General features: G+C 71.6%; 16 protein-coding genes. 4 read left to right on the top strand and 12 right to left on the bottom strand.

Features of this window, described 5'->3' with window-relative positions; all coding sequences use genetic code 11:
- Positions 1-205: 205 nt before the first annotated feature.
- Positions 206-898 (bottom strand): metal-dependent transcriptional regulator, encoded by a 693-nt coding sequence (locus ACIQVL_RS26595; protein WP_403426821.1) that lies wholly within the window; start codon positions 896-898, stop codon positions 206-208.
- Between the two features lie 304 nt (positions 899-1,202).
- Between ACIQVL_RS26595 and ACIQVL_RS26590 the strand changes: the two genes are divergently transcribed.
- Together ACIQVL_RS26590 and ACIQVL_RS26585 are read left to right on the top strand one after the other, a co-directional pair.
- Positions 1,203-1,958: an SIS domain-containing protein gene (locus tag ACIQVL_RS26590; RefSeq protein ID WP_403426819.1), complete on the top strand. Its 756-nt coding sequence runs from the start codon at positions 1,203-1,205 to the stop codon at positions 1,956-1,958.
- A gap of 51 nt (positions 1,959-2,009) precedes the next feature.
- The gene (locus tag ACIQVL_RS26585) at positions 2,010-2,894 is read left to right on the top strand and encodes an aminoglycoside phosphotransferase family protein (RefSeq protein ID WP_403476524.1); all 885 of its coding nucleotides are present in this window, start codon (positions 2,010-2,012) and stop codon (positions 2,892-2,894) included.
- Positions 2,895-2,902: 8 nt separating this feature from the next.
- On the opposite strand, the gene ACIQVL_RS26580 is transcribed toward ACIQVL_RS26585, so the two are convergent.
- The 3 genes from ACIQVL_RS26580 to pdxH form a co-directional block, all read right to left on the bottom strand.
- Entirely contained in the window at positions 2,903-4,327 is a 1,425-nt protein-coding gene (locus ACIQVL_RS26580) for a PAS domain-containing protein (RefSeq protein WP_403426816.1), read from the bottom strand.
- A 114-nt stretch (positions 4,328-4,441) separates the two neighbouring features.
- The gene (locus ACIQVL_RS26575) at positions 4,442-4,885 is read right to left on the bottom strand and encodes a GNAT family N-acetyltransferase (RefSeq protein WP_403476523.1); all 444 of its coding nucleotides are present in this window, start codon (positions 4,883-4,885) and stop codon (positions 4,442-4,444) included.
- Positions 4,886-5,198: 313 nt separating this feature from the next.
- The gene (pdxH, locus tag ACIQVL_RS26570; protein WP_403426812.1) at positions 5,199-5,891 is read right to left on the bottom strand and encodes a pyridoxamine 5'-phosphate oxidase; all 693 of its coding nucleotides are present in this window, start codon (positions 5,889-5,891) and stop codon (positions 5,199-5,201) included.
- Between the two features lie 145 nt (positions 5,892-6,036).
- Between pdxH and ACIQVL_RS26565 the strand changes: the two genes are divergently transcribed.
- Positions 6,037-7,137 carry a citrate synthase 2 gene (locus ACIQVL_RS26565; protein WP_403426811.1) on the top strand — a complete coding sequence of 367 codons (1,101 nt, stop codon included), beginning with the start codon at positions 6,037-6,039 and terminating at the stop codon, positions 7,135-7,137.
- Positions 7,138-7,244: 107 nt separating this feature from the next.
- On the opposite strand, the gene ACIQVL_RS26560 is transcribed toward ACIQVL_RS26565, so the two are convergent.
- From ACIQVL_RS26560 to ACIQVL_RS26535, 6 genes are read right to left on the bottom strand one after another with little or no spacing between them, the layout of a single operon-like run.
- Complete coding sequence (locus ACIQVL_RS26560; protein WP_403426809.1) at positions 7,245-7,850, bottom strand: TetR/AcrR family transcriptional regulator; 606 nt, start codon at positions 7,848-7,850, stop codon at positions 7,245-7,247.
- A gap of 44 nt (positions 7,851-7,894) precedes the next feature.
- Positions 7,895-8,641 (bottom strand): enoyl-CoA hydratase family protein, encoded by a 747-nt coding sequence (locus tag ACIQVL_RS26555; RefSeq protein WP_403426808.1) that lies wholly within the window; start codon positions 8,639-8,641, stop codon positions 7,895-7,897.
- Positions 8,638-10,233 (bottom strand): 4-coumarate--CoA ligase family protein, encoded by a 1,596-nt coding sequence (locus tag ACIQVL_RS26550; protein ID WP_403476522.1) that lies wholly within the window; start codon positions 10,231-10,233, stop codon positions 8,638-8,640. Before ACIQVL_RS26550 ends, ACIQVL_RS26555 begins: the two co-directional genes overlap by 4 nt.
- A gap of 58 nt (positions 10,234-10,291) precedes the next feature.
- On the bottom strand, positions 10,292-11,458 hold the full coding sequence (locus tag ACIQVL_RS26545) for an acyl-CoA dehydrogenase family protein (protein WP_403426803.1): 1,167 nt from the start codon (positions 11,456-11,458) through the stop codon (positions 10,292-10,294).
- Between the two features lie 55 nt (positions 11,459-11,513).
- Positions 11,514-13,355 (bottom strand): acetyl/propionyl/methylcrotonyl-CoA carboxylase subunit alpha, encoded by a 1,842-nt coding sequence (locus ACIQVL_RS26540; protein WP_403476521.1) that lies wholly within the window; start codon positions 13,353-13,355, stop codon positions 11,514-11,516.
- A gap of 8 nt (positions 13,356-13,363) precedes the next feature.
- Positions 13,364-14,962, bottom strand: coding sequence for an acyl-CoA carboxylase subunit beta (locus ACIQVL_RS26535; RefSeq protein WP_403426799.1), 1,599 nt, complete (start codon positions 14,960-14,962; stop codon positions 13,364-13,366).
- 311 nt (positions 14,963-15,273) lie between these two features.
- Here ACIQVL_RS26535 and ACIQVL_RS26530 point away from each other — a divergent pair, with 311 nt between their 5' ends.
- Positions 15,274-16,473, top strand: coding sequence for an RNA-guided endonuclease InsQ/TnpB family protein (locus tag ACIQVL_RS26530; protein ID WP_403426798.1), 1,200 nt, complete (start codon positions 15,274-15,276; stop codon positions 16,471-16,473).
- Between the two features lie 35 nt (positions 16,474-16,508).
- Here ACIQVL_RS26530 and ACIQVL_RS26525 read toward each other — a convergent pair whose 3' ends face one another.
- Both ACIQVL_RS26525 and ACIQVL_RS26520 read right to left on the bottom strand, forming a co-directional pair.
- A complete protein-coding gene (locus tag ACIQVL_RS26525; protein WP_403476520.1) occupies positions 16,509-18,209 on the bottom strand; it encodes an acyclic terpene utilization AtuA family protein in 1,701 nt (566 codons plus the stop codon).
- A complete protein-coding gene (locus ACIQVL_RS26520; RefSeq protein WP_403476519.1) occupies positions 18,206-19,000 on the bottom strand; it encodes a TIGR03084 family metal-binding protein in 795 nt (264 codons plus the stop codon). Before ACIQVL_RS26520 ends, ACIQVL_RS26525 begins: the two co-directional genes overlap by 4 nt.
- Positions 19,001-19,038 lie beyond the last annotated feature (38 nt).

Here is a 19,038-nt window from a genome sequence, read left to right as displayed (position 1 = left end):
CATGTCTACGGCACATCCTCCCCGCCCCCTCAGGTCATATGCCTCTCGCGACAGCCTTGCACGCGAAACGTTCCGGCGCTGCGATTCGGCGCACTGAATCTCGGATTCGACGCGTTCGACACACCAGGAGGAGAGGCCCGACGTCAAACGTCAACTTCCTCACATCCAGAGGAAGTTGAACGACGCGCCGCGACGCTTCGGGTGCTCAGCGCTTGGCGACGAACACGTGGGAGGCGACGTCCGCCTCCAGCTCGGCCGCCTCGCCGCCGCTGCCCACCAGCACCCCGCCGGCCGCCTCCGTCACACTCACCACCGAACCGGGCTGCACACCCGCCCGCCGCAGCGTGTACATCAGCTGCGCGTCGGTCTGGATGGGCTCGCCGATCCGGCGCACGACCACCGTCTTGCCGTCCACGCCCGGGTCCAGGTCGGCCAGCGAGACCATGCTCTCGTCCAGGAACGGATCCGCACCGTCCTTCTCGCCCAGCTCCTCCAGGCCCGGGATCGGGTTGCCGTACGGCGACTCGGTCGGGTGCCGCAGCAGCTCCAGGACGCGCCGCTCCACGGCCTCGCTCATCACGTGCTCCCAGCGACACGCCTCGGCGTGCACCTGCTCCCACTCCAGACCGATCACGTCGACCAGCAGGCACTCGGCGAGCCGGTGCTTGCGCATCACACGCGTCGCCAGCCTGCGTCCCTCGTCGGTCAGCTCCAGGTGCCGGTCGGTGGCGACGGACACCAGACCGTCCCGCTCCATCCGTGCCACCGTCTGGCTCACCGTCGGCCCGCTCTGGTCGAGCCGCTCCGCGATGCGGGCGCGCATGGGGACCACGCCTTCCTCTTCGAGCTCGAGGATGGTGCGGAGATACATCTCCGTGGTGTCGATCAGTCCGGACATTCGTGCCCCTCGATTACCTCTGCCGGAAGCCCCGGCGGCGTGCGCTGGCCCTGCCACCAATTCTGCCGGATCCCACTGACAAGCGGGGGACACCGGAAAAACGGGGGTACGGGCCATCCTGCACCCGCGGGCCTGCGGGGCGCCGCAGCCGCCGTGGCTTCGCAGCGGCACCCCGTCGGCGCCGGTGAGCGAAGCCCCCGCCCCCGGCCCCAGCGCCCTTCGGCAGAGGCCGTATTGACACCACCATGGTCCAGACCTGAGGGTGATCCGCGACACAGACGCTGACGCCGCGAAGGGGCACCGCATGAGCGACGGCACACCCGCCGACCTGTTCTTCGACGCCGCCATCGGCCTCCTGCAACGGGTCCGCGACGAGGAGGCCGAGACCATCGCGGCCGCCGGCACCCTCCTCGCCGACACCGTCGCCGCAGGCGGCCGCCTCTTCGCCTTCGGCGCCGGGCACTCCTCCCTCGCCGCCCAGGACGTCGTCTACCGCGCCGGCGGCCTCGCCCTGATGAACCTCCTCGCCGCCCCCGGCCTCGTCGGCGTCGACGTCATGCCCGCCACCCTCGGCTCCCGCCTCGAACGCGTCGACGGACTCGCCACCGCCGTCCTCGACACCTCGCCCCTGCGCGCCGGCGACGCCCTCGTGATCATCTCCCTCTCCGGCCGCAACGCCCTGCCCGTCGAGATGGCCGTCAGCGCCCGCGAACGCGGCGCCAAGGTCATCGGCGTGACATCGGTCGCGTACGCCACCGAGACCACCTCCCGGCACGTCTCCGGCACCTACCTCAAGGACCACTGCGACGTCGTCCTCGACTCGAAGATCGCCGTCGGCGACGCCGAGCTCACCCTGGACACCATCCCGGCGCCCTTCGCGCCCGCCTCCACCGTCGTCACCAGCGCCCTGCTCCAGGCGGTCCTGGCCACCACCGCCGCCACGCTCGCCGACCGCGGCACCGAACCCCCGCTGCTGCGCTCCGGCAACGTCGACGGCGGCCACGAGTGGAACGCCCGCGTCTTCGCGCAGTACCACGACCGGATCTTCTACCAGCACTGAAGTCCGCGAACGGCAGCCGCTGCGCCCGGCGCCTCGGTACGGTGACTTCGCATGACCGGCACCGAGATCGAGATCACCGCGGACCTGGTCCGCGGCCTGCTGCAGGAGCAGCATCCGGACCTTGCGGGGCTGGCCGTCCGGGAGGTGGCGGGCGGCTGGGGCAACCAGATGTGGCGGCTCGGGGACGAGTTGGCCGTGCGCATGCAGCGCATGGACCCCACCCCGGAACTCCAGCTCAAGGAGCGGCGGTGGCTGCCCGTGCTGGCCCCGCGGCTGCCGCTCCCGGTGCGGTTCGGCGAACCGTCCGAGCGCTTCCCCAAGCACTGGACGGTGATGACATGGGTTCCCGGCGAGCCGCTGGACCACGGCTCGATCAGCCGCGGCACCCACGCGGCCGACACACTGGCGGGTTTCCTCCGGGCGCTCCACGTGGAGGCGCCCGCCGAGGCGCCGGCCGCCACGGACTTCGGTGCCCACCCCAGGGACTGCACGGACGGCTTCGAGAACTTCTTCCGGGCCGTCGGCCCCGACGACATCGCCGCCGACGTCCGGACCGTCTGGGACGACGCCGTCGCGGCCCCCGCGTGGCAGGGCCCGCCGGTGTGGGTGCACGGCGACCTCCATCCCGCGAACGTCGTCGTCACGGACGGAACGCTCTCGGGCATCGTCGACTTCGGCGCCGTGTTCGCCGGCGATCCGGCGTGGGACCTCGCCGCCGCCTGGGTGCTGCTGCCCGCGGGCACGGCCGCACGGTTCTTCGACACGTACGGGCGGGCGGACGAGGCGGCGGTCCGGCGGGCCCGCGGGCTGGCCGCGATGAAGAGCCTCTTCCTGATGCTCATGGGCCGGAACGGAGACCGGGGCCTGCCCGGCGGCAAACCGCACTGGGGACCGGTGGGCCGGGCGGCACTCGACCGCGTCCTGAAGGGCGTCTGACGACCGCCTCAGCCCGCGGGACGGTCCTTCGCGAGGTGGGCGAGATCCAGCGCGGTGGCGATGCGTACGGCCACGTCCTCGGCGTACGTCGCGTCCGCGCGCTCGAAGCGGTTGCGGCCCGCCCCGCGCAGGAACGTCACGACACCCAGCGTCCGCCCCCGGCTGCGCAGCACCGCGCACAACGCGTGCACCGCGTCCCCGGGCCACTGCCGGTCCAGCGCCCAGGCCCGCGCCCGGTCCAGCGGCACCGAACCCGCGTCCGCCCGCACACTCCCCGCCCGCGCCACGCACTGCAACGCCGGATGCCCCTCCTCGTAGCGCACCGGCAGCCCTGCCGCGCCCGTCAGCATGCTCGGCCCCGGCGTCCCCGACGGCGTGGCCGCGATCCGCACCAGCCGCACCGGCCCCACCTCCCCGTCGGCCCGGGAACCGCCCACCACCCGGTCGATCACCGCATGGTCGGCGAACCCGGCCAGCGCGAAGTCCAGATGGACGGTGGCCGCCTCCGCCGGGTCCTCGCACTCCGCGGCCGCACGGGCCGCACGGTGCAGCTGGTTGGCCCGGAAGCGCAGCATCGCCGCTTCCTGCTCGGCCTGCTTGGCCTCCGTGACATCCATGAACAGCCAGCCGACCCCGAGCGGCACCGGCTCCTCCGCGAGCGGTGACGCCAGCCGCAGGAACCCCGACCGCCAGCAGCGCCGCTGCTCGCCCTCCGCCGTCCGCACGCTCACCCACATGTCGGCCGGCGCGGGCGGCGCCCCCTCGGCCAGCACATGCGTCAGCGCGCCCTCCAGATCCTCCACACCGAGCGCCAGCAGCTCCCCCAGCGGCCGCCCCAGCGCCGACGTACGCCCGATACCGAGCGCCCGCGCGGCATACGCGTTGACGACGGCCGGCCGCAGATCCGCGTCCACGACCACCACACCCCAGGCCGCGTCCTCGAACAGCGCCTCGCTCAGCGCGATCGACCGCTCCAGGTCGATCTGCGCGTGCACCTCGCTGAACGCGCAGTACACCCCGGCGGGCTTGCCGTCCGGACCCCGCACGGCCGCCGACTGCGTCCGTACGAGCACCCGCCCGCCGTCCTTCGTGAGCAGCGCGAACTCGTGCACCTGGCGCCCCGGAGCATGCATGGCGGACAGCAGCCGCCCCTCGACCTCGTCCGCGTCCGCCTCACGCACCGCCCACCCGGCGAACCCCTGCCGACCCACCGCCTCGGCCGCCGTCCACCCCAGGATCCGCTCGGCCTCGCGGTTCCAGTGGGTGACGAAACCGTCCGCGTCGAAGGCACACAGTGCCGCGTCCATGCCGTCGAGCAGCGCCGCGAGCAGGTCGGAACCGCCCGAGTCCTCCGGAACATCCCGCTCCGGCTCCGGCTCGGGCTCGTCGGGCCCCAGCTCGTCCGTGGCCCCACTACGCCGGGAAGCACTCACCTGGACCCCCATCAGGCTCACTCGCTGCCCTTCATTCAACTCGAACGTGACGCAGCCCACACTGTGTTCCCGCAAGATTGAGGGAATCGTTGCAACCCGCCGCCCGCCACCGCCTCACAACACGAGCCGCAGATCCACCCACTCGTCGCTCTCCCCGTCGAGCACATACCGCTCGACCTCGGCGAATCCGCACCGCGCGGCGAACCGCAGCCCGTCCTCGTTGACGCCCAGCACACATGTCTCGACGACCTCGGCCCCCTGCCCGCGCACGTACGTGAGCACATGCTCGTACAGCGCCGCCCCGAACCCCCGCCGCCGGAACTCCGGCAGCACCCGGGCGATCACCGTCCCCACCCCACCGACGACAGGCCGCACGGTCGAGCACCCCACGAGCACGTCCCCGTCGTAGGCGTTCTCCAGCCGATACCCCCGTCCCAGCCGCTCCCGCGCCTCCTCCACCGACATCGCCGCAGGCGGCACCACCACGTTGTGCACGTGCCGCCACTCCTCCAGCGCCTCGCCGTCCCCGTCCACGAGCCCGATCCGGAACCCACTCACGCGGCACGTCACCTCCGAATAAATCCCTTGAGCACCTTCGGTCAGCTTCGTAGGGTGTGACGTACACGAGAAGGGAGGTGGTTCGGCAGATGTATGAGAACCGGACGCGTGAGGTGGCTGCGGGCTAGCGGCCCGTCACCACAGCGAGTGCGGTGCCGGACCAGCGTGTGACAGACACGTGCAGTCGGCCCAATCCCAAGCAGTCACCCGACCCGCGAGCTCGCCGGTACGTCCGGCCGGCTTCTCCGCCACGGCGGAGGGACCCGAGCTCGCGGGTCGTCTGCGTTTCCGGGCGGCGTGGGGACCTCGGGGGTCAGGGGCTGAGGCGTTCCACGTGCCAGGTGCCGGCGGGGTCGGCGACGTAGCGGAGGCGGTCGTGGAGGCGGTTCTGGCGGCCCTGCCAGAACTCGACGGTCTGGGGAGCGATGCGGAAGCCGCCCCAGTGCGGGGGGACCGGGACCTGTTCGCCCTCGGGGTAGCGGGCGCTGAGCTCCGCGTAGGAGGCGTCGAGTTCGGCGCGGGAGTAGATGACCGTGGACTGGGTGCTGGCCCAGGCGCCGAGCTGTGAGCCGTGCGGGCGGGTGCGGAAGTAGGCGGCGGTCTCGTCGCGGCCGGTGCGGCGGGCGGTGCCGGTGACGACGACCTGGCGGGCGATGGCGTGCCAGGGGAAGACCAGCGAGACGTACGGGTTCGCGGCGAGGTCCTGGGCCTTGCGGGAGTCGTAGTTGGTGTAGAAGACGAAGCCGCGGGTGTCGTACTGCTTCATCAGGACCGTGCGGGAGCTGGGACGGCCCTCGGCGTCGGCGGTGGCGACGACCATCGCGTTGGGTTCGTAGATCATCCCGTCGGCGGCGGCCCGCGCGGCCTGTTCGAACCAGCGGGTGAACTGGTCCATGGGGTGGGCGGCCAGGTCGTGCTCTTCGAATCCCTCGGCCCGGTAGTGCTTGCGCATCGCGGCGGGGTCGAGGACGGGTTCGTCGGAGGCAGCGGCGTCGCGATCGGTCACGCGGTCATCCTGCCGTATGCACATATGGGTCCGGGGCACATGTGACGCATACCTATGGTGGCACTGAGTGCCGCTGGGGTCCCCAACTCTGGCACTCGGAGTTATGGTGCAGTTGCCTCCGCCTACACCCATGAGGAGCCGCCCCATGTCCGACTTCGTGCCTGGGCTCGAAGGAGTCGTCGCGTTCGAGACGGAGATCGCCGAACCGGACAAGGAGGGAGGCGCCCTGCGGTACCGGGGCGTCGACATCGAGGATCTGGTCGGGCACGTCTCGTTCGGGAACGTGTGGGGGCTGCTGGTGGACGGGGCCTTCAACCCGGGGCTGCCGCCGGCCGAACCGTTCCCGATCCCCGTCCATTCGGGTGACATCCGGGTGGACGTGCAGTCGGCGCTCGCGATGCTGGCACCGGTGTGGGGGCTGAAGCCGCTCCTGGACATCGACGCCGAACAGGCCCGGGAGGACCTGGCGCGGGCCGCGGTCATGGCGCTGTCGTACGTCGCCCAGTCGGCGCGCGGGCAGGGGCTGGCGATGGTGCCGCAGCGGGAGATCGACAAGGCGCACTCGGTGGTCGAGCGGTTCATGATCCGGTGGCGTGGCGAACCGGACCCGAAGCACGTGGCGGCCGTGGACGCCTACTGGACCTCGGCCGCCGAGCACGGGATGAACGCGTCCACGTTCACGGCGCGCGTGATCGCCTCGACCGGTGCCGATGTCGCCGCGGCGCTGTCGGGTGCGGTGGGGGCCATGTCGGGTCCGCTGCACGGGGGTGCGCCGTCGCGGGTGCTCGGGATGATCGAGGAGATCGAGCGGACCGGGGACGCGGTGGGGTACGTCAAGCGGGCGCTGGACCGGGGTGAGCGGCTGATGGGGTTCGGGCACCGGGTGTACCGGGCGGAGGATCCGCGGGCGCGGGTGCTGCGGCGGACGGCGCGGGAGCTGGGGGCGCCGCGGTTCGAGATCGCGGAGGCGTTGGAGAAGGCGGCGCTGGAGGAACTCCACAACCGGCGGCCGGATCGTGTGCTCGCCACCAACGTGGAGTTCTGGGCCGCGATCATGCTGGACTTCGCCCAGGTGCCGGCGCACATGTTCACGTCGATGTTCACGTGTGCGCGGACCGCCGGGTGGTCGGCGCACATTCTTGAGCAGAAGCGGACGGGGCGGTTGGTGCGGCCGTCGGCGGAGTACGTGGGGCCGGGGGTGCGGAAGCCGCAGGACATCGCGGGGTTTGCGGATATCGCCCACTAGAGGGGGTGCGGCGGTGTGTGGGCGGCTGCGGGTTGTGGGTGGTTGCTCGCGCAGTTCCTCCCCCAGCCTTCGGCCGGGGGTACCCCCGGCGCCCCTGAAAGGGCGCTTCAGCCCAGGGTCTCGTCCAGCAGTGCCGCCCACTGGGCCACCACCCGTTCCCGCCGTGCCCTGTCGTCCGTCAGGAGGTTGGCCAGGCCCAGGCCCCGGGCCATGTCCAGGAGCCCTTGGACCGTCTCGCGGGTGCCGGGGCGGGATTCGTCGGCGCCGAGCAGATCCACGGCGATGCGGTGGGTCTCGCGGCCGACGCGGGCCTCCAGTTCCGTCACCCGGGGGCGGAGCTGGTCCTCGTTGGAGGCGGCGACCCAGAGGTGGAGGGCGGCGCGGAAGAGGGGGCCGGTGAAGAGGTCGACGACGGCGGTGACGGCTGCGCGGCGGTCGCCGGTGATGCCTTCGGGGAACAGGGCGCGCAGGGCCGTGGAGCGTTCCTCGGCGACGTATTCGACGGCGGCCGTGAAGAGGTCCTCGCGGGTCGGGAAGTGGTGCTGGGCGGCGCCCCGGGAGACGCCGGCCCGTTCGGCGACGACGGCGACCGTGGAGCCCGTCCAGCCGTGTTCGGCGAGGCAGGACACGGCGGCTTCCAGGAGCCGCTGCCGGGTGGCCCGGCTGCGGTCCTGTTTCGGCGCGCGTTCCGGCGTACTGACCCCCGTGCTCACACCCGTACCCGCACCTGTGCTCACACCCGTGTTCACACTCGTGTTCACACCACCCACGCCGCGTCCCGTCGTTCGAGGAAGGCCGTCATCCCCTCGCGGGCCTGGTCGGAGGAGAACAGCCGGGCCGAGAGCGCGGTGAGGGTGGCCGCGTCCCGGTCGAATGTCTCCAGCACCCTAGCCGTGAGCAGCTGTTTCGTCTCGGCCAGGGCTTGGGGGGAGGAGCGGCGGAGACCGTCGAGGATGGGTTCGAGGGCGGTGTCGACGTCGTCGCCGGTGGTGGTGAGGAGGCCCAGGCGGACGGCCTCGGCCGGGGCGAAGCGTTCGCCGGTGAGGTAGTAGCGGGCGAGGGCGCGGGGGTCGGTGCGCGGGAGGAGCGGCAGGGAGATCACCGCGGGGGCGACGCCGATGCGTACCTCGGTGAAGGCGAAGGTGGAGTCGGTGGTGGCGGCGGCGATGTCGCAGGCGGCGAGGAGGCCGAGGCCGCCGGCGCGGACGTGGCCGGTGACGCGGGCGACGACGGGTCTGGGCAGTTCGACGATCTGCCGCAGGAGGCCGACGAGGGCGTCGGGGTCGGGCGGGTCGCGCAGGTCGGCGCCGGCGCTGAAGGTCGTACCGGTGTGGGTGAGGACGACGGCGCGTACGTCGGGGTCCTTGGCGCAGTCGGTGAGGGCCTCGGCGAGTCCGGCGACGAGGGCGGCGGACAGGGCGTTGCGGGTGGCGGTGGCGTCGAGGCTGAGGGTGGTGACGGCACGGGCGTGGGTGCGCCCGATCAGCGTTCCGGCGGACGTCATGGGCGCTCCTCGGGTTCCGCGGTCTTCGCGAGGGCGCGCAGTTCGCGGCGGAGTATCTTCCCGGAGGCCGCGCGGGGCACTCCGGCGATGAAGGTGACCTTGCGGACGCGCTTGTAGGGCGCGACGTGTTCGGCGACGTACAGCATGGTCTCGTTCTCGGTGAGGTCGACGGCGGTGGGCTGGCGGACGACGAAGGCGTGCGGGATCTCGTTTCCGTCCTCGTTGTAGGCGCCGACGACGGCGGCGTCGGCGATGCCCGGGTGGGTGAGCAGGAGGGCCTCCAGTTCGGCGGGGGCCACCTGGAAGCCCTTGTACTTGATGAGTTCCTTGACCCGGTCGACGACGAACAGCCAGCCGTCGGCGTCGACGTGGCCGACGTCCCCGGTGTGCAGCCAGCCGTCGGTGTCGATCATGTCGGCGGTGGCGTCGGGGCGCCCGAGGTAGCCCTTCATGACCTGGGGGCCGCGGATGAGGATCTCGCCGGGTTCGCCGGTGGTGACGTCCTTGTGCGGGTCGTCGAGGGAGACGATCCGCATCTCGGTGCCGGCGATGAGCTTGCCGACGGTGCCGGGCGGTGCCTGGTCCAGGGCGTCGAGCGGGGTGACGTGGGTGCCGGGCGAGAGTTCCGTCATGCCGTAGGCCTGGGCGACCGGCGGCAGGCCGAGGCGCTGCGAGCAGGCGGCGGCGAGGCGGGCGTCCAGGGGGGCGGCGGCGCTCATGACGTACTTCAGGGACGAGAGGTCGTAGTCGGCGACCTTGGGGTGCTTGGCGAGGGCGAGGACGATCGGCGGAGCGACGTACAGGCCGGTGATGCGGTGGTTCTGGATGGCCGCGAGGAAGGTGTCCAGGTCGAAGCGGGGCAGGACGACGACGGTGGCGCCCTTGCGCAGCGGCGCGTTCATGAGGGCGGTGAGGCCGTAGATGTGGAAGAGCGGGAGGACGGCGAGGATGCGGTCGCCGGGGCCGGCCGGGACGGCGGGTTCGAGCTGGGCGAGGTTGGTGGCGATCTGCCGGTGGGTGAGCATGACGCCCTTGGGGACGCCGGTGGTGCCGGAGGAGTACGGCAGGGCGGCGACGTCCTCGACGGGGTCGATGTCGACCTCGGGCTCGGGGGCCTCACTGGCCGTCATGTCGAGCAGGGAGCGGTGTCCGGGGGCGCTGTCGCAGACGAATATCTCCGCTATGCCGCCCGCGAGTTCGGCGGCCCGGCGGGCGGCTGCCAGGAGCGGTGAGACGGTGACGATCCAGCGGGCCGCGGAGTCCCTGAGCTGTTTGGCGAACTCCTCGGGCGTGGCGAGCGGGTGCACGGTGGTGACGGCGGCACCCGCGCGCGTGGCCGCGTAGAACGCGGTGGGGAAAGCGACCGTGTTGGGGCTGTGCAGGGCGAGCACGTCGCCCTTGCGGACGCCGGCGTCGGCGAACGCGGCCGCGATCCGCCGGTGGAACCGGTCCAGCTGTGCGTACGTGAGGGTGGTGCCGTCGGTGCCGTCGATCAGGGCGGGCGCGTCGCCGAACTCGGCGGCCCGGCCCAGCACGGCCTCGTGGATGGGGAGTTCTACGGGCGCAACGTCTGCGTACTCACTGCGGAACACGGTTCCTCCAAGGCGGCCTTGGGCCTCGGTACGGCCTCGGTTCGGCCTGAGGGCGGCCTCAGTACGACTTGGGCAGGCCGAGGGTCTGGTGGGAGACGTAGTTGAGAATCATCTCCCTGCTCACCGGAGCAATACGAGCCACGCGCGCGGCCGTTATCAACGAGGCGAGGCCGAATTCCCGGGTGAGTCCGTTGCCGCCGAGGGTGTGCACGGCCTGGTCGACAGCCCTCACGCACGCCTCGCCCGCCGCGTACTTCGCCATGTTGGCGGCTTCACCTGCGCCGATGTCGTCGCCCGCGTCGTACAGGTGGGCTGCCTTCTGCATCATCAGGCGGGCGAGTTCGAGGTCGATGTGCGCCTGGGCGAGGGGGTGCGCGATGGCCTGGTGGGCGCCGATGGGGGCCTTCCAGACGGTGCGGTCGCGCGCGTACTCGATCGCCTTGGAGAGCGCGTAGCGGCCCATGCCGATCGCGAACGCGGCCGTCATGATCCGCTCGGGGTTGAGCCCGGCGAACAGCTGCAGCAGGCCCGCGTCCTCGTCGCCGACGAGCGCGTCGGCGGGCAGCCGTACGTCGTCGAGAGTGAGCTCGAACTGCTTCTCGGCGGCGTTGAGTTCCATGTCGATGGGCTGCCTGTGGAAGCCCTCGGCGTCCGTCGGGACGATGAACAGGCAGGGCTTGAGGCGGCCGGTGCGGGCGTCCTCGGTGCGGCCCACGATGAGGACGGCGTCGGCCATGTCGACGCCGGAGATGAAGACCTTGCGGCCGGTGAGCAGCCAGTCGCCGCCGGCCGGGTCGCGGCGGGCGGTGGTGGTGATGCGGTGCGAGTTGGAGCCGGCGTCGGGTTCGGTGATGCCGAAGGCCATCAGGCGGGAGCCGTCGGAGAGGCCGGGGAGCCAGGTCCGCTTCTGTTCCTCGGTGCCGAAGCGGGCGATCACGGTGCCGCAGATCGCGGGTGAGACGACGAGCATGAGGAGGGGGGAGCCTGCCGCGCCCAGCTCTTCGAGGACGATGGAGAGTTCGGCGATGCCGCTGCCTCCGCCGCCGTACTCCTCCGGGAGGTTGACGCCGAGGTAGCCGAGCTTGCCCGCCTCCTGCCAGAGCTCGGTGGGGTGGCGGCCCTCGGCGATGGTGCGGGTGATGTAGTCGCGGCCGTACTTGGCGCCGAGGGTGGCCACCGCTGCGCGGAGTGCCTTGTGTTCGTCGGTTTCGATCTGGGGGCTCATGGTGGCTCCTTCGGGTGCGGGTTGTATGTGGTTGCTCGCGCAGTTCCCCGCGCCCCTAAGTTGCTTGCACTACTGCCAGGAGAGAGCCGGGCTCCACCTGTTGGCCGACCACGACCCGCAGCTCGCTCAGCGTGCCCGTGACCGGTGCTGTGATCTGGTGCTGCATCTTCATCGCCTCCAGCCAGAGGAGGGGCTGGCCTGCCTCCACCGCTGCCCCTGCCTCCAGCCCCTCCGCCATCCGTACGACCGTCCCCGGCATCGGTGCCAGCAGCGAACCCGGTGCCAACTGAGCCTTGGCATCGGGGAAGCGGGGCAGGGCGGTGAGGGTCGTGTTGTTGACGTGGACCTGGTCGCCGTATCCGGCGACCTCGAACCTGCGGTGTACGCCGTCGATGTCGAGTACGACCAGTCGCGCGCCGGCGTGCACGACCCGTACGCCGTCCGCCGTGAGGCCCTCGCGGGTGTGCCGGTAGCGGGCCTCGTGCTCCTCACCTGCCATCAGGTAGCGCTTGGTCTGGGGCTGGGAGGCAAGGTTGCGCCAGCCGCCGAACCGGGAGCGGCCGTGGGCGTCGGCCAGGGCCGCGGCGAGGGGGGCGTGCGGGTCGGGGGCGGGCGCCGTCAGTTCGGCGAGGTGGCGGTCGTAGAAGCCGGTGTCCATGCGGGCCGTCGTGAACTCCTCGTGGCGCAGGGAGCGGACGAGGAGGTCACGGTTGGTGGCCGGGCCGTGCAGGGTGGCCTGTTCGAGGGCGTGGGCCAGTTTGCGGAGGGCCTCGGCGCGGGTGGGGGCGTGGGCGACGGCTTTCGCGAGCATGGCGTCGTAGTGGACGCCGATCTCGTCGCCGTCGGTGTAGCCGGTGTCCAGGCGGACGCTGTCCGGTACGGCGAGGCGGTGCAGGGTGCCGGTCTGCGGGGCCCAGTCGCGGGCGGGGTCCTCGGCGTAGAGGCGGGCCTCGATCGCGTGACCGCGCGCGGGTGGCGGGTCGAGGGTGAGGGTGTGCCCCTCGGCGACGCGGATCTGTTCGGCGACGAGGTCGAGGCCGAAGACGGCTTCGGTGACGGGGTGTTCGACCTGGAGGCGGGTGTTCATCTCCAGGAAGTGCGCCTTGCCGTCGGCGACGAGGAACTCGACGGTGCCCGCGCCGACGTAGGCGACGGAGCGCGCGGCGCGCACGGCCAGCGCGTGCAGCTCCTTCACCAGCCCCTCGGGGAGGCCGGGTGCCGGTGCTTCCTCGATCACCTTCTGGTGCCTGCGCTGGAGCGAGCAGTCGCGGGTGCCGAGCGGCCAGACCGTGCCGTGCGTGTCGGCGAGGATCTGCACCTCGACGTGGCGGCCGCGTTCGATGTAGGGCTCGACGAAGACCTCGCCGTCGCCGAAGGCGCTGGTGGCCTCGGCGCGTGCGCCCTCCAGCGCGGCGGCCAGTTCGTCGAGGCGGCGCACGACGCGCATGCCGCGCCCGCCGCCGCCCGCGGCCGCCTTGACCAGCACCGGCAGGTCGGACTCGGTCACCTCGCCGAGCGGGGCGATGCCCATGAGCTCCTTGGCGCGGGTCTTGGACGCCATCGCCTCGATGGCCGCCGGGGGCGGCCCGATCCAGACCAGGCCGGCATCGAGGACGGCGCGCGCGAAGTCGGCGTTCTCGGAGAGGAAGCCGTACCCGGGGTGCACGGCGTCCGCGCCCGCGCTCACGGCGGCCTTCACCACCAGGTCGCCGCGCAGGTAGGTGTCGGCGGGGGTGGCGCCCGGCAGCCGTACGGCGGTGTCGGCCACGCGCGCGTGGAGCGCGTTCTCGTCGGCGTCGGAGTGCACGGCGACGGTCCTGATGCCGAGGTCGGCGCAGGTGCGGAAGATCCGGCAGGCGATCTCGCCGCGGTTGGCGACGAGCAGGGTCGAGATCACGTGGTCCCTCACATCCGGAAGACGCCGAAGCCGCCGCGTGCGCCTTCGTAGGGGGCGGTGTGGATGGCGGACAGGCACAGGCCGAGGACGGTGCGGGTGTCGCGCGGGTCGATGACGCCGTCGTCGTACAGCCGCCCGGACAGGAACGTGGGCAGCGACTCGGACTCGATCTGCTGCTCGACCATGGCGCGCAGGGCCGCGTCGCCGTCCTCGTCGTACGGCTGGCCCTTCGCGGCGGCCGACTGGCGGGCGACGATCGAGAGCACGCCGGCGAGCTGCTGCGGGCCCATGACGGCCGACTTGGCGCTGGGCCAGGCGAACAGGAAGCGGGGGTCGTAGGCGCGGCCGCACATGCCGTAGTGCCCGGCGCCGTAGGAGGCGCCCATGAGGACGGAGAGATGCGGGACGCGGCTGTTGCTGACCGCGTTGATCATCATCGCGCCGTGCTTGATGATGCCGCCCTGCTCGTACTCCTTGCCGACCATGTAGCCGGTGGTGTTGTGCAGGAAGAGGAGGGGGATGTCGCGCTGGTTGGCGAGCTGGATGAACTGGGCGGCCTTCTGGGACTCCTGGCTGAACAGCACGCCCTGGGCGTTGGCCAGGATGCCGACCGGGTAGCCGTGCAGGCTCGCCCAGCCGGTCGCGAGACTCGTCCCGTACAGCGGCTTGAACTCGTCGAAGTCGGAGGCGTCGACCAGGCGGGCGATCACCTCGCGCGGGTCGAACGGGATCTTCAGGTCGCCGGGGACGATGCCGAGCAGTTCGTCGGCCGCGTACTTGGGCGGTTCGGCGGGGCCGGGGTCGGGGTACGCCTTGCGGTGGTTGAGGCGGGCCACCACGCGCCGGGCCTGCCGGAGCGCGTCCGGTTCGTCGACGGCGAAGTAGTCGGCGAGACCCGACACGCGCGCGTGCATCTCGGCGCCGCCCAGCGACTCGTCGTCGCTCTCCTCGCCGGTGGCCATCTTCACCAGGGGCGGTCCGCCGAGGAAGACCTTCGCGCGCTCCTTGACCATGATCACGTGGTCGGACATGCCGGGGATGTAGGCGCCGCCGGCGGTGGAGTTGCCGAAGACGACGGCGACGGTCGGGATGCCGGCGGCCGAGAGCCGGGTGAGGTCGCGGAAGATGGCGCCGCCCGGGATGAAGATCTCCTTCTGCGAGGGCAGGTCGGCGCCGCCGGACTCGACCAGGCTGATGCAGGGCAGCCGGTTGGCGAGGGCGATGTCGTTGGCGCGCAGCGCCTTCTTCAGCGACCAGGGGTTGCTGGCGCCACCGCGCACCGTCGGGTCGTTGGCGGTGATCAGGCACTCCACGCCCTCGACGATCCCGATCCCGGTGACCAGCGAGGCGCCGACGGCGTAGTCGCTGCCCCAGGCGGCCAGCGGGGACAGCTCCAGGAAGGGGGTGTCGGGGTCGAGGAGGAGTTCGATGCGCTCGCGGGCGAGGAGCTTGCCGCGCCCCCGGTGCCGCTCGACGTACTTCGGGCCGCCGCCCGCGAGGGCCTTGGCGTGTTCGGCCTCCAGGTCGGTGAGCTTGGCGAGCATCGCGTCGCGGTTCGCTCGGTAGTCGGGGCTCGCGACGTCCAGTGTGGAGGAAAGGATCGTCACCACCTACCTCCGAGAATGTCCCGGTTCTCAGGCCTGGCTGGAAGGGGACTCCTGTGGAGCAGAGCGAGCATGGGCATATCGCCCTCCTGTGTTACGACACGGAACGTGGGCCTGTCCGGCTCTTCAGAGCGCAGAGGGTCCGCGCGACATCCTCGACAAAACCCGAAAAAGTCAACACCCGCACAAGAGTTCACCAGTTGGAGTGATTGCCGCGGATTGGCAATACGGGCGCGCGTGTCTCGCACGTACGGTCTAACCACTGAGTCCGAGTGAGCAGGGCGGGCAGCGACTGCGCGTACGGGGGTGACGTCATGACGGTGGGAGAGGCAAGCGACACAAGGCCTGTTCGGTTTGTGTACCGACTGCGGGTGTCGACCACTGCCCATGCGGCCCTGCTGGCGGAGTGGGGCCGATGCCGGTGGATCTGGAACGAGTGCGTGACCCGCTCGAAGAAGGCCCACGCGGCGGGGGAAGAGTGCGGTCCAGCGCGGCTGGACCGGATGCTGACTGAGGCTCGTGCCATCACACCTTGGCTGGCTGAGGGAGCGTCGGTTCCTCAACAGCAGCTGATCCGAGACTTCGGCAAGTCCCGTGCAAAGGCGCTGAAGGACATCAAGGACCGGCTGCCAGTGCGACTGCGTGCCAGGATGCCTGGCTACAAGAAAAAGCACGAGGCCGATCCAAGCCTGAATTACACCCGGCGAGGCTTCCGACTCAAAAACGGTCAATTGCATCTGGCCGGTAGAACCGTACTCACAGTGGTGTGGTCGCGCGAGCTTCCTACCGAGCCCTCGTCGGTGCGCGTGTACCGGGATTGCCTCGGTGACTGGTACGCGTCGTTTGTTGTCCCCGCCCGGGTTGAGCCGCTGCCTGAGACCGGGCGGACCCTCGGTGTGGACTGGGGCGTGAAAGAGATCGCAACCACTACCTCGGACGCTCACGACCTGCCCCATCCCGGGCACGGCAGGAAGGCGAAGGCAAAGCTGTCCCGGTACGACCGGATGATGGCGCGTCGCAAACCCGCCAGAGGGCAGACCGCGTCGAAGGGCTACCGCAAAGCGAAGAGATGGCGGGCGAAGGCATGTCAGAAGATCGCTCGGCAGCGGCAGGACTCGGCCCGTAAATGGGCAAAGAAGGTCGTGCGAGACCACGACGCGATCGCAGTGGAGGATTTCCGGCCGAAGTTCCTCGCCAAGACGAACATGGCACGTAAGGCAGCGGACGCCGCGATCGGTGCCACAAAGAAAGCCCTGACCGAGATGGGCCGCAAGCACGGACGGGACATCCGCCTCGTTCACCCTGCGCACACCACCATGGACTGCGCATCGTGCGGAGCGAGAACCAAGCACGCACTTCCCCTCGCGGAACGCACCTACACCTGCACCGCGTGCGGAGTGGTGTCCCCCAGGGACAAGAACTCTGCCCGCGTGATGCTGGTCCGGGCTGGTCTGACCCCCGCTGGCGTCGAGGGCATAAGACCTCTTGGAGCACTGCTCCAAGAGGCCGCCTGAGCCAGAAATTCTCTTGCGATTCGCAAGGGGAGCAGTCAAAGCAGGGCCTCCGGGATGTCCAGGTGGCGGGAGCGGAGCCATTCGCCGAGCGCCTTGGCCTGGGGGTCGAAACGGTGTTGGGCGGCCACGCCCTCGCCGAGAATGCCCTCGACGGTGAAGTTGAGGGCGCGGAGGTTCCGGAGGACGTGCCGGGTGACCGTCAACCCGGCGGTCTCCGGGAGGAGACGGCGGAAGGTGTCGACGGTCAGGGTGTGCGCGAGCCAGCGCCACGCCTCCTCCGAGCGCACCCAGACGCCGACGTTGGCGTTCCCGCCCTTGTCCCCGCTGCGGGCCCCGGCGACGAGCCCGAGCGGCGCCCGCCGGGTGGCACCGCCGGCCGGGTACGGCTCAGGCAGAGCTGGTTCGGGCAGGTCCTGGAGTACGAGGGTGTCCTGGACCGGCGGCACGGGGATCCGTCGTCCGTCATGGAGGACGGCCACATGGGGCACCTCACCATGTGGGACGTACACATCCTCGAAGACCCCATAGGGCGTGCCCTTTCCCGGTGGGGCGAGCACGTGGAAGCCGGGGTAGCTGGCGAGGGCGAGTTCCACGGCGGCGCCGGTCAGCGCCCGGCCCACGGTCTCCTGGTCCCGGTCCCGTACGACGAGCCGGAGCAGCGCGCTGGCCGTCTCCTCGGTGTCCGCGTCGGGCCGGTCGGTGCGGACCAGCTCCCAGCCGACGCCGGACGGCGGGGACTTGGCGAGCGCGTCGGCCATCTGCTCGCGCACCAGCGCGGCCTTCGCCTCGATGTCGAGCCCGGTGAGCACGAAGACGACCTCGTTGCGGAAGCCGCCCAGCCGGTTGCGGCCGACCTTGAGGGTCGGGGGCGGGGCCTCGCCCCGGACGCCCTCGATCCGCACCCGGTCCGGGCCGTCCTGGCTCAGTCGGACGCTGTCCAGGCGGGCGGTGACGTCGGGGCCCGCGTAGCGGGCACCGCCGGTCTCGTAGAGGAGCTGGGCGGTCACCGTGCCGACGTCGACGAAGCCGCCGGTGCCGGGGTGCTTGGTGATGACGCAGCTGCCGTCCTCGTGGAGTTCGGCGAGCGGGAAACCGGGGCGGCACAGATCCCGGCCGGCCCCGGCGCCGTTTCCCGCGTCGGCGAAGAAGGCGTAGTTGCCGCCGGTGGCCTGGGTGCCGCACTCCAGGACGTGCCCGGCGACGACGGCGCCGGCGAGCCGGTCGAAATCCTCTGGCCGCCAGCCGAAGTGGGCGGCGGCGGGCCCGGTGACCAGGGCCGCGTCGGTGACCCGGCCGGTGACCACGATGTCGGCGCCGGCCCGCAGGCACTCGGCGATCCCGAAGCCGCCGAGGTAGGCGTGGGCGGCGAGGCTGCCGGGGTGGGCGACCGTGAGGTCGTCGCCCTCCACATGTGCGACGCGCACAGGTATGCCGAGCCGGTCGGCCAGCCGCCGTACGGCGTCGGCGAGTCCGGCCGGGTTGAGGCCGCCGGCGTTGGTGACGATCCGTACACCCTGCTCCTGTGCCAGGCCCAGGCAGTCCTCCAGCTGGCGCAGGAAGGTGCGGGCGTATCCGGCGCCGGGATCCTTGAGCCGGTCGCGGCCCAGGATGAGCATGGTCAGCTCGGCGAGGTAGTCGCCGGTGAGGACGTCGAGTTCGCCGCCGGTGAGCATCTCGCGCAGCGCGTCGAAGCGGTCGCCGTAGAAGCCGGAGGCGTTGCCTATGCGCAGGGTCACGGGGTGCCGTCCTTCGGGGTGCGGCCGGTGCCGGGCGGGCCCGCGAAGGCCTGCGCGATGTCCAGCCAGCGGTCGGCGTCCGGGCCGGCGGCTTCGAGGGCGAGGTCGGCGCGGTGGGCGCGCTGGGTGACCAGGAGGCAGAAGTCGAGGGCCGGGCCGGTGACGCGGTCGTCGGCGTCCTCGGGGCCGTACGTCCACAGCTCGCCGGACGGGGCGGTCAGTTCGACGCGGAACTCCTCGAACGGCACGGGCAGTCCGTGCACGCCGAAGGCGAAGTCACGGGTGCGGACGCCGAGCCGGGCGATGTGCCGGAGCCGGTCGGAGGGGGTGCGGGTCACGCCCAGCGCGTCGGCGATGTCCAGGCCGTGCGCCCAGGTCTCCATCAGCCGGGCGGTGGCCATGGAGGCGACCGACATAGGGGGGCCGTACCAGGGGAAACGTGCCCGCGCGGGCGCCGCGCGCAGCGCCAGGTCCAGGGCCTCGCGCCCGGCCCGCCAGTCCGCCAGCAACTCGCCGGGGGGCTTGGCGGCGCCCTCCTCGGCCCCGTTGTCCACGAAGTCCCCGGGCTGGGCCAGCGCCTTCTCGACCTCGCGGGAGAAGGCGTCCTGGTCGGTCACGGCGAGCACCGAGGAGTGGTCGGTCCAGGCGAGGTGGGCGATCTGGTGGGCGACGGTCCAGCGGGGTGCGGGGGTGGCGAGAGCCCACTGCTCGGTACCCAACTCGGCTACCAGCCGGTCGAGTTCCGTGCTCTCCTCACGCAGGTCGTCGATGACGGGCGTCGGATCGGACATGGGGGGAGCATGGCAGCGGCCCCGGAAACAATCAAGCA

The sequence above is a fragment of the Streptomyces sp. NPDC090499 genome (assembly GCF_044769305.1).
Taxonomy (GTDB): domain Bacteria; phylum Actinomycetota; class Actinomycetes; order Streptomycetales; family Streptomycetaceae; genus Streptomyces.
This window is presented reverse-complemented; position numbering and strand designations above follow the sequence as displayed.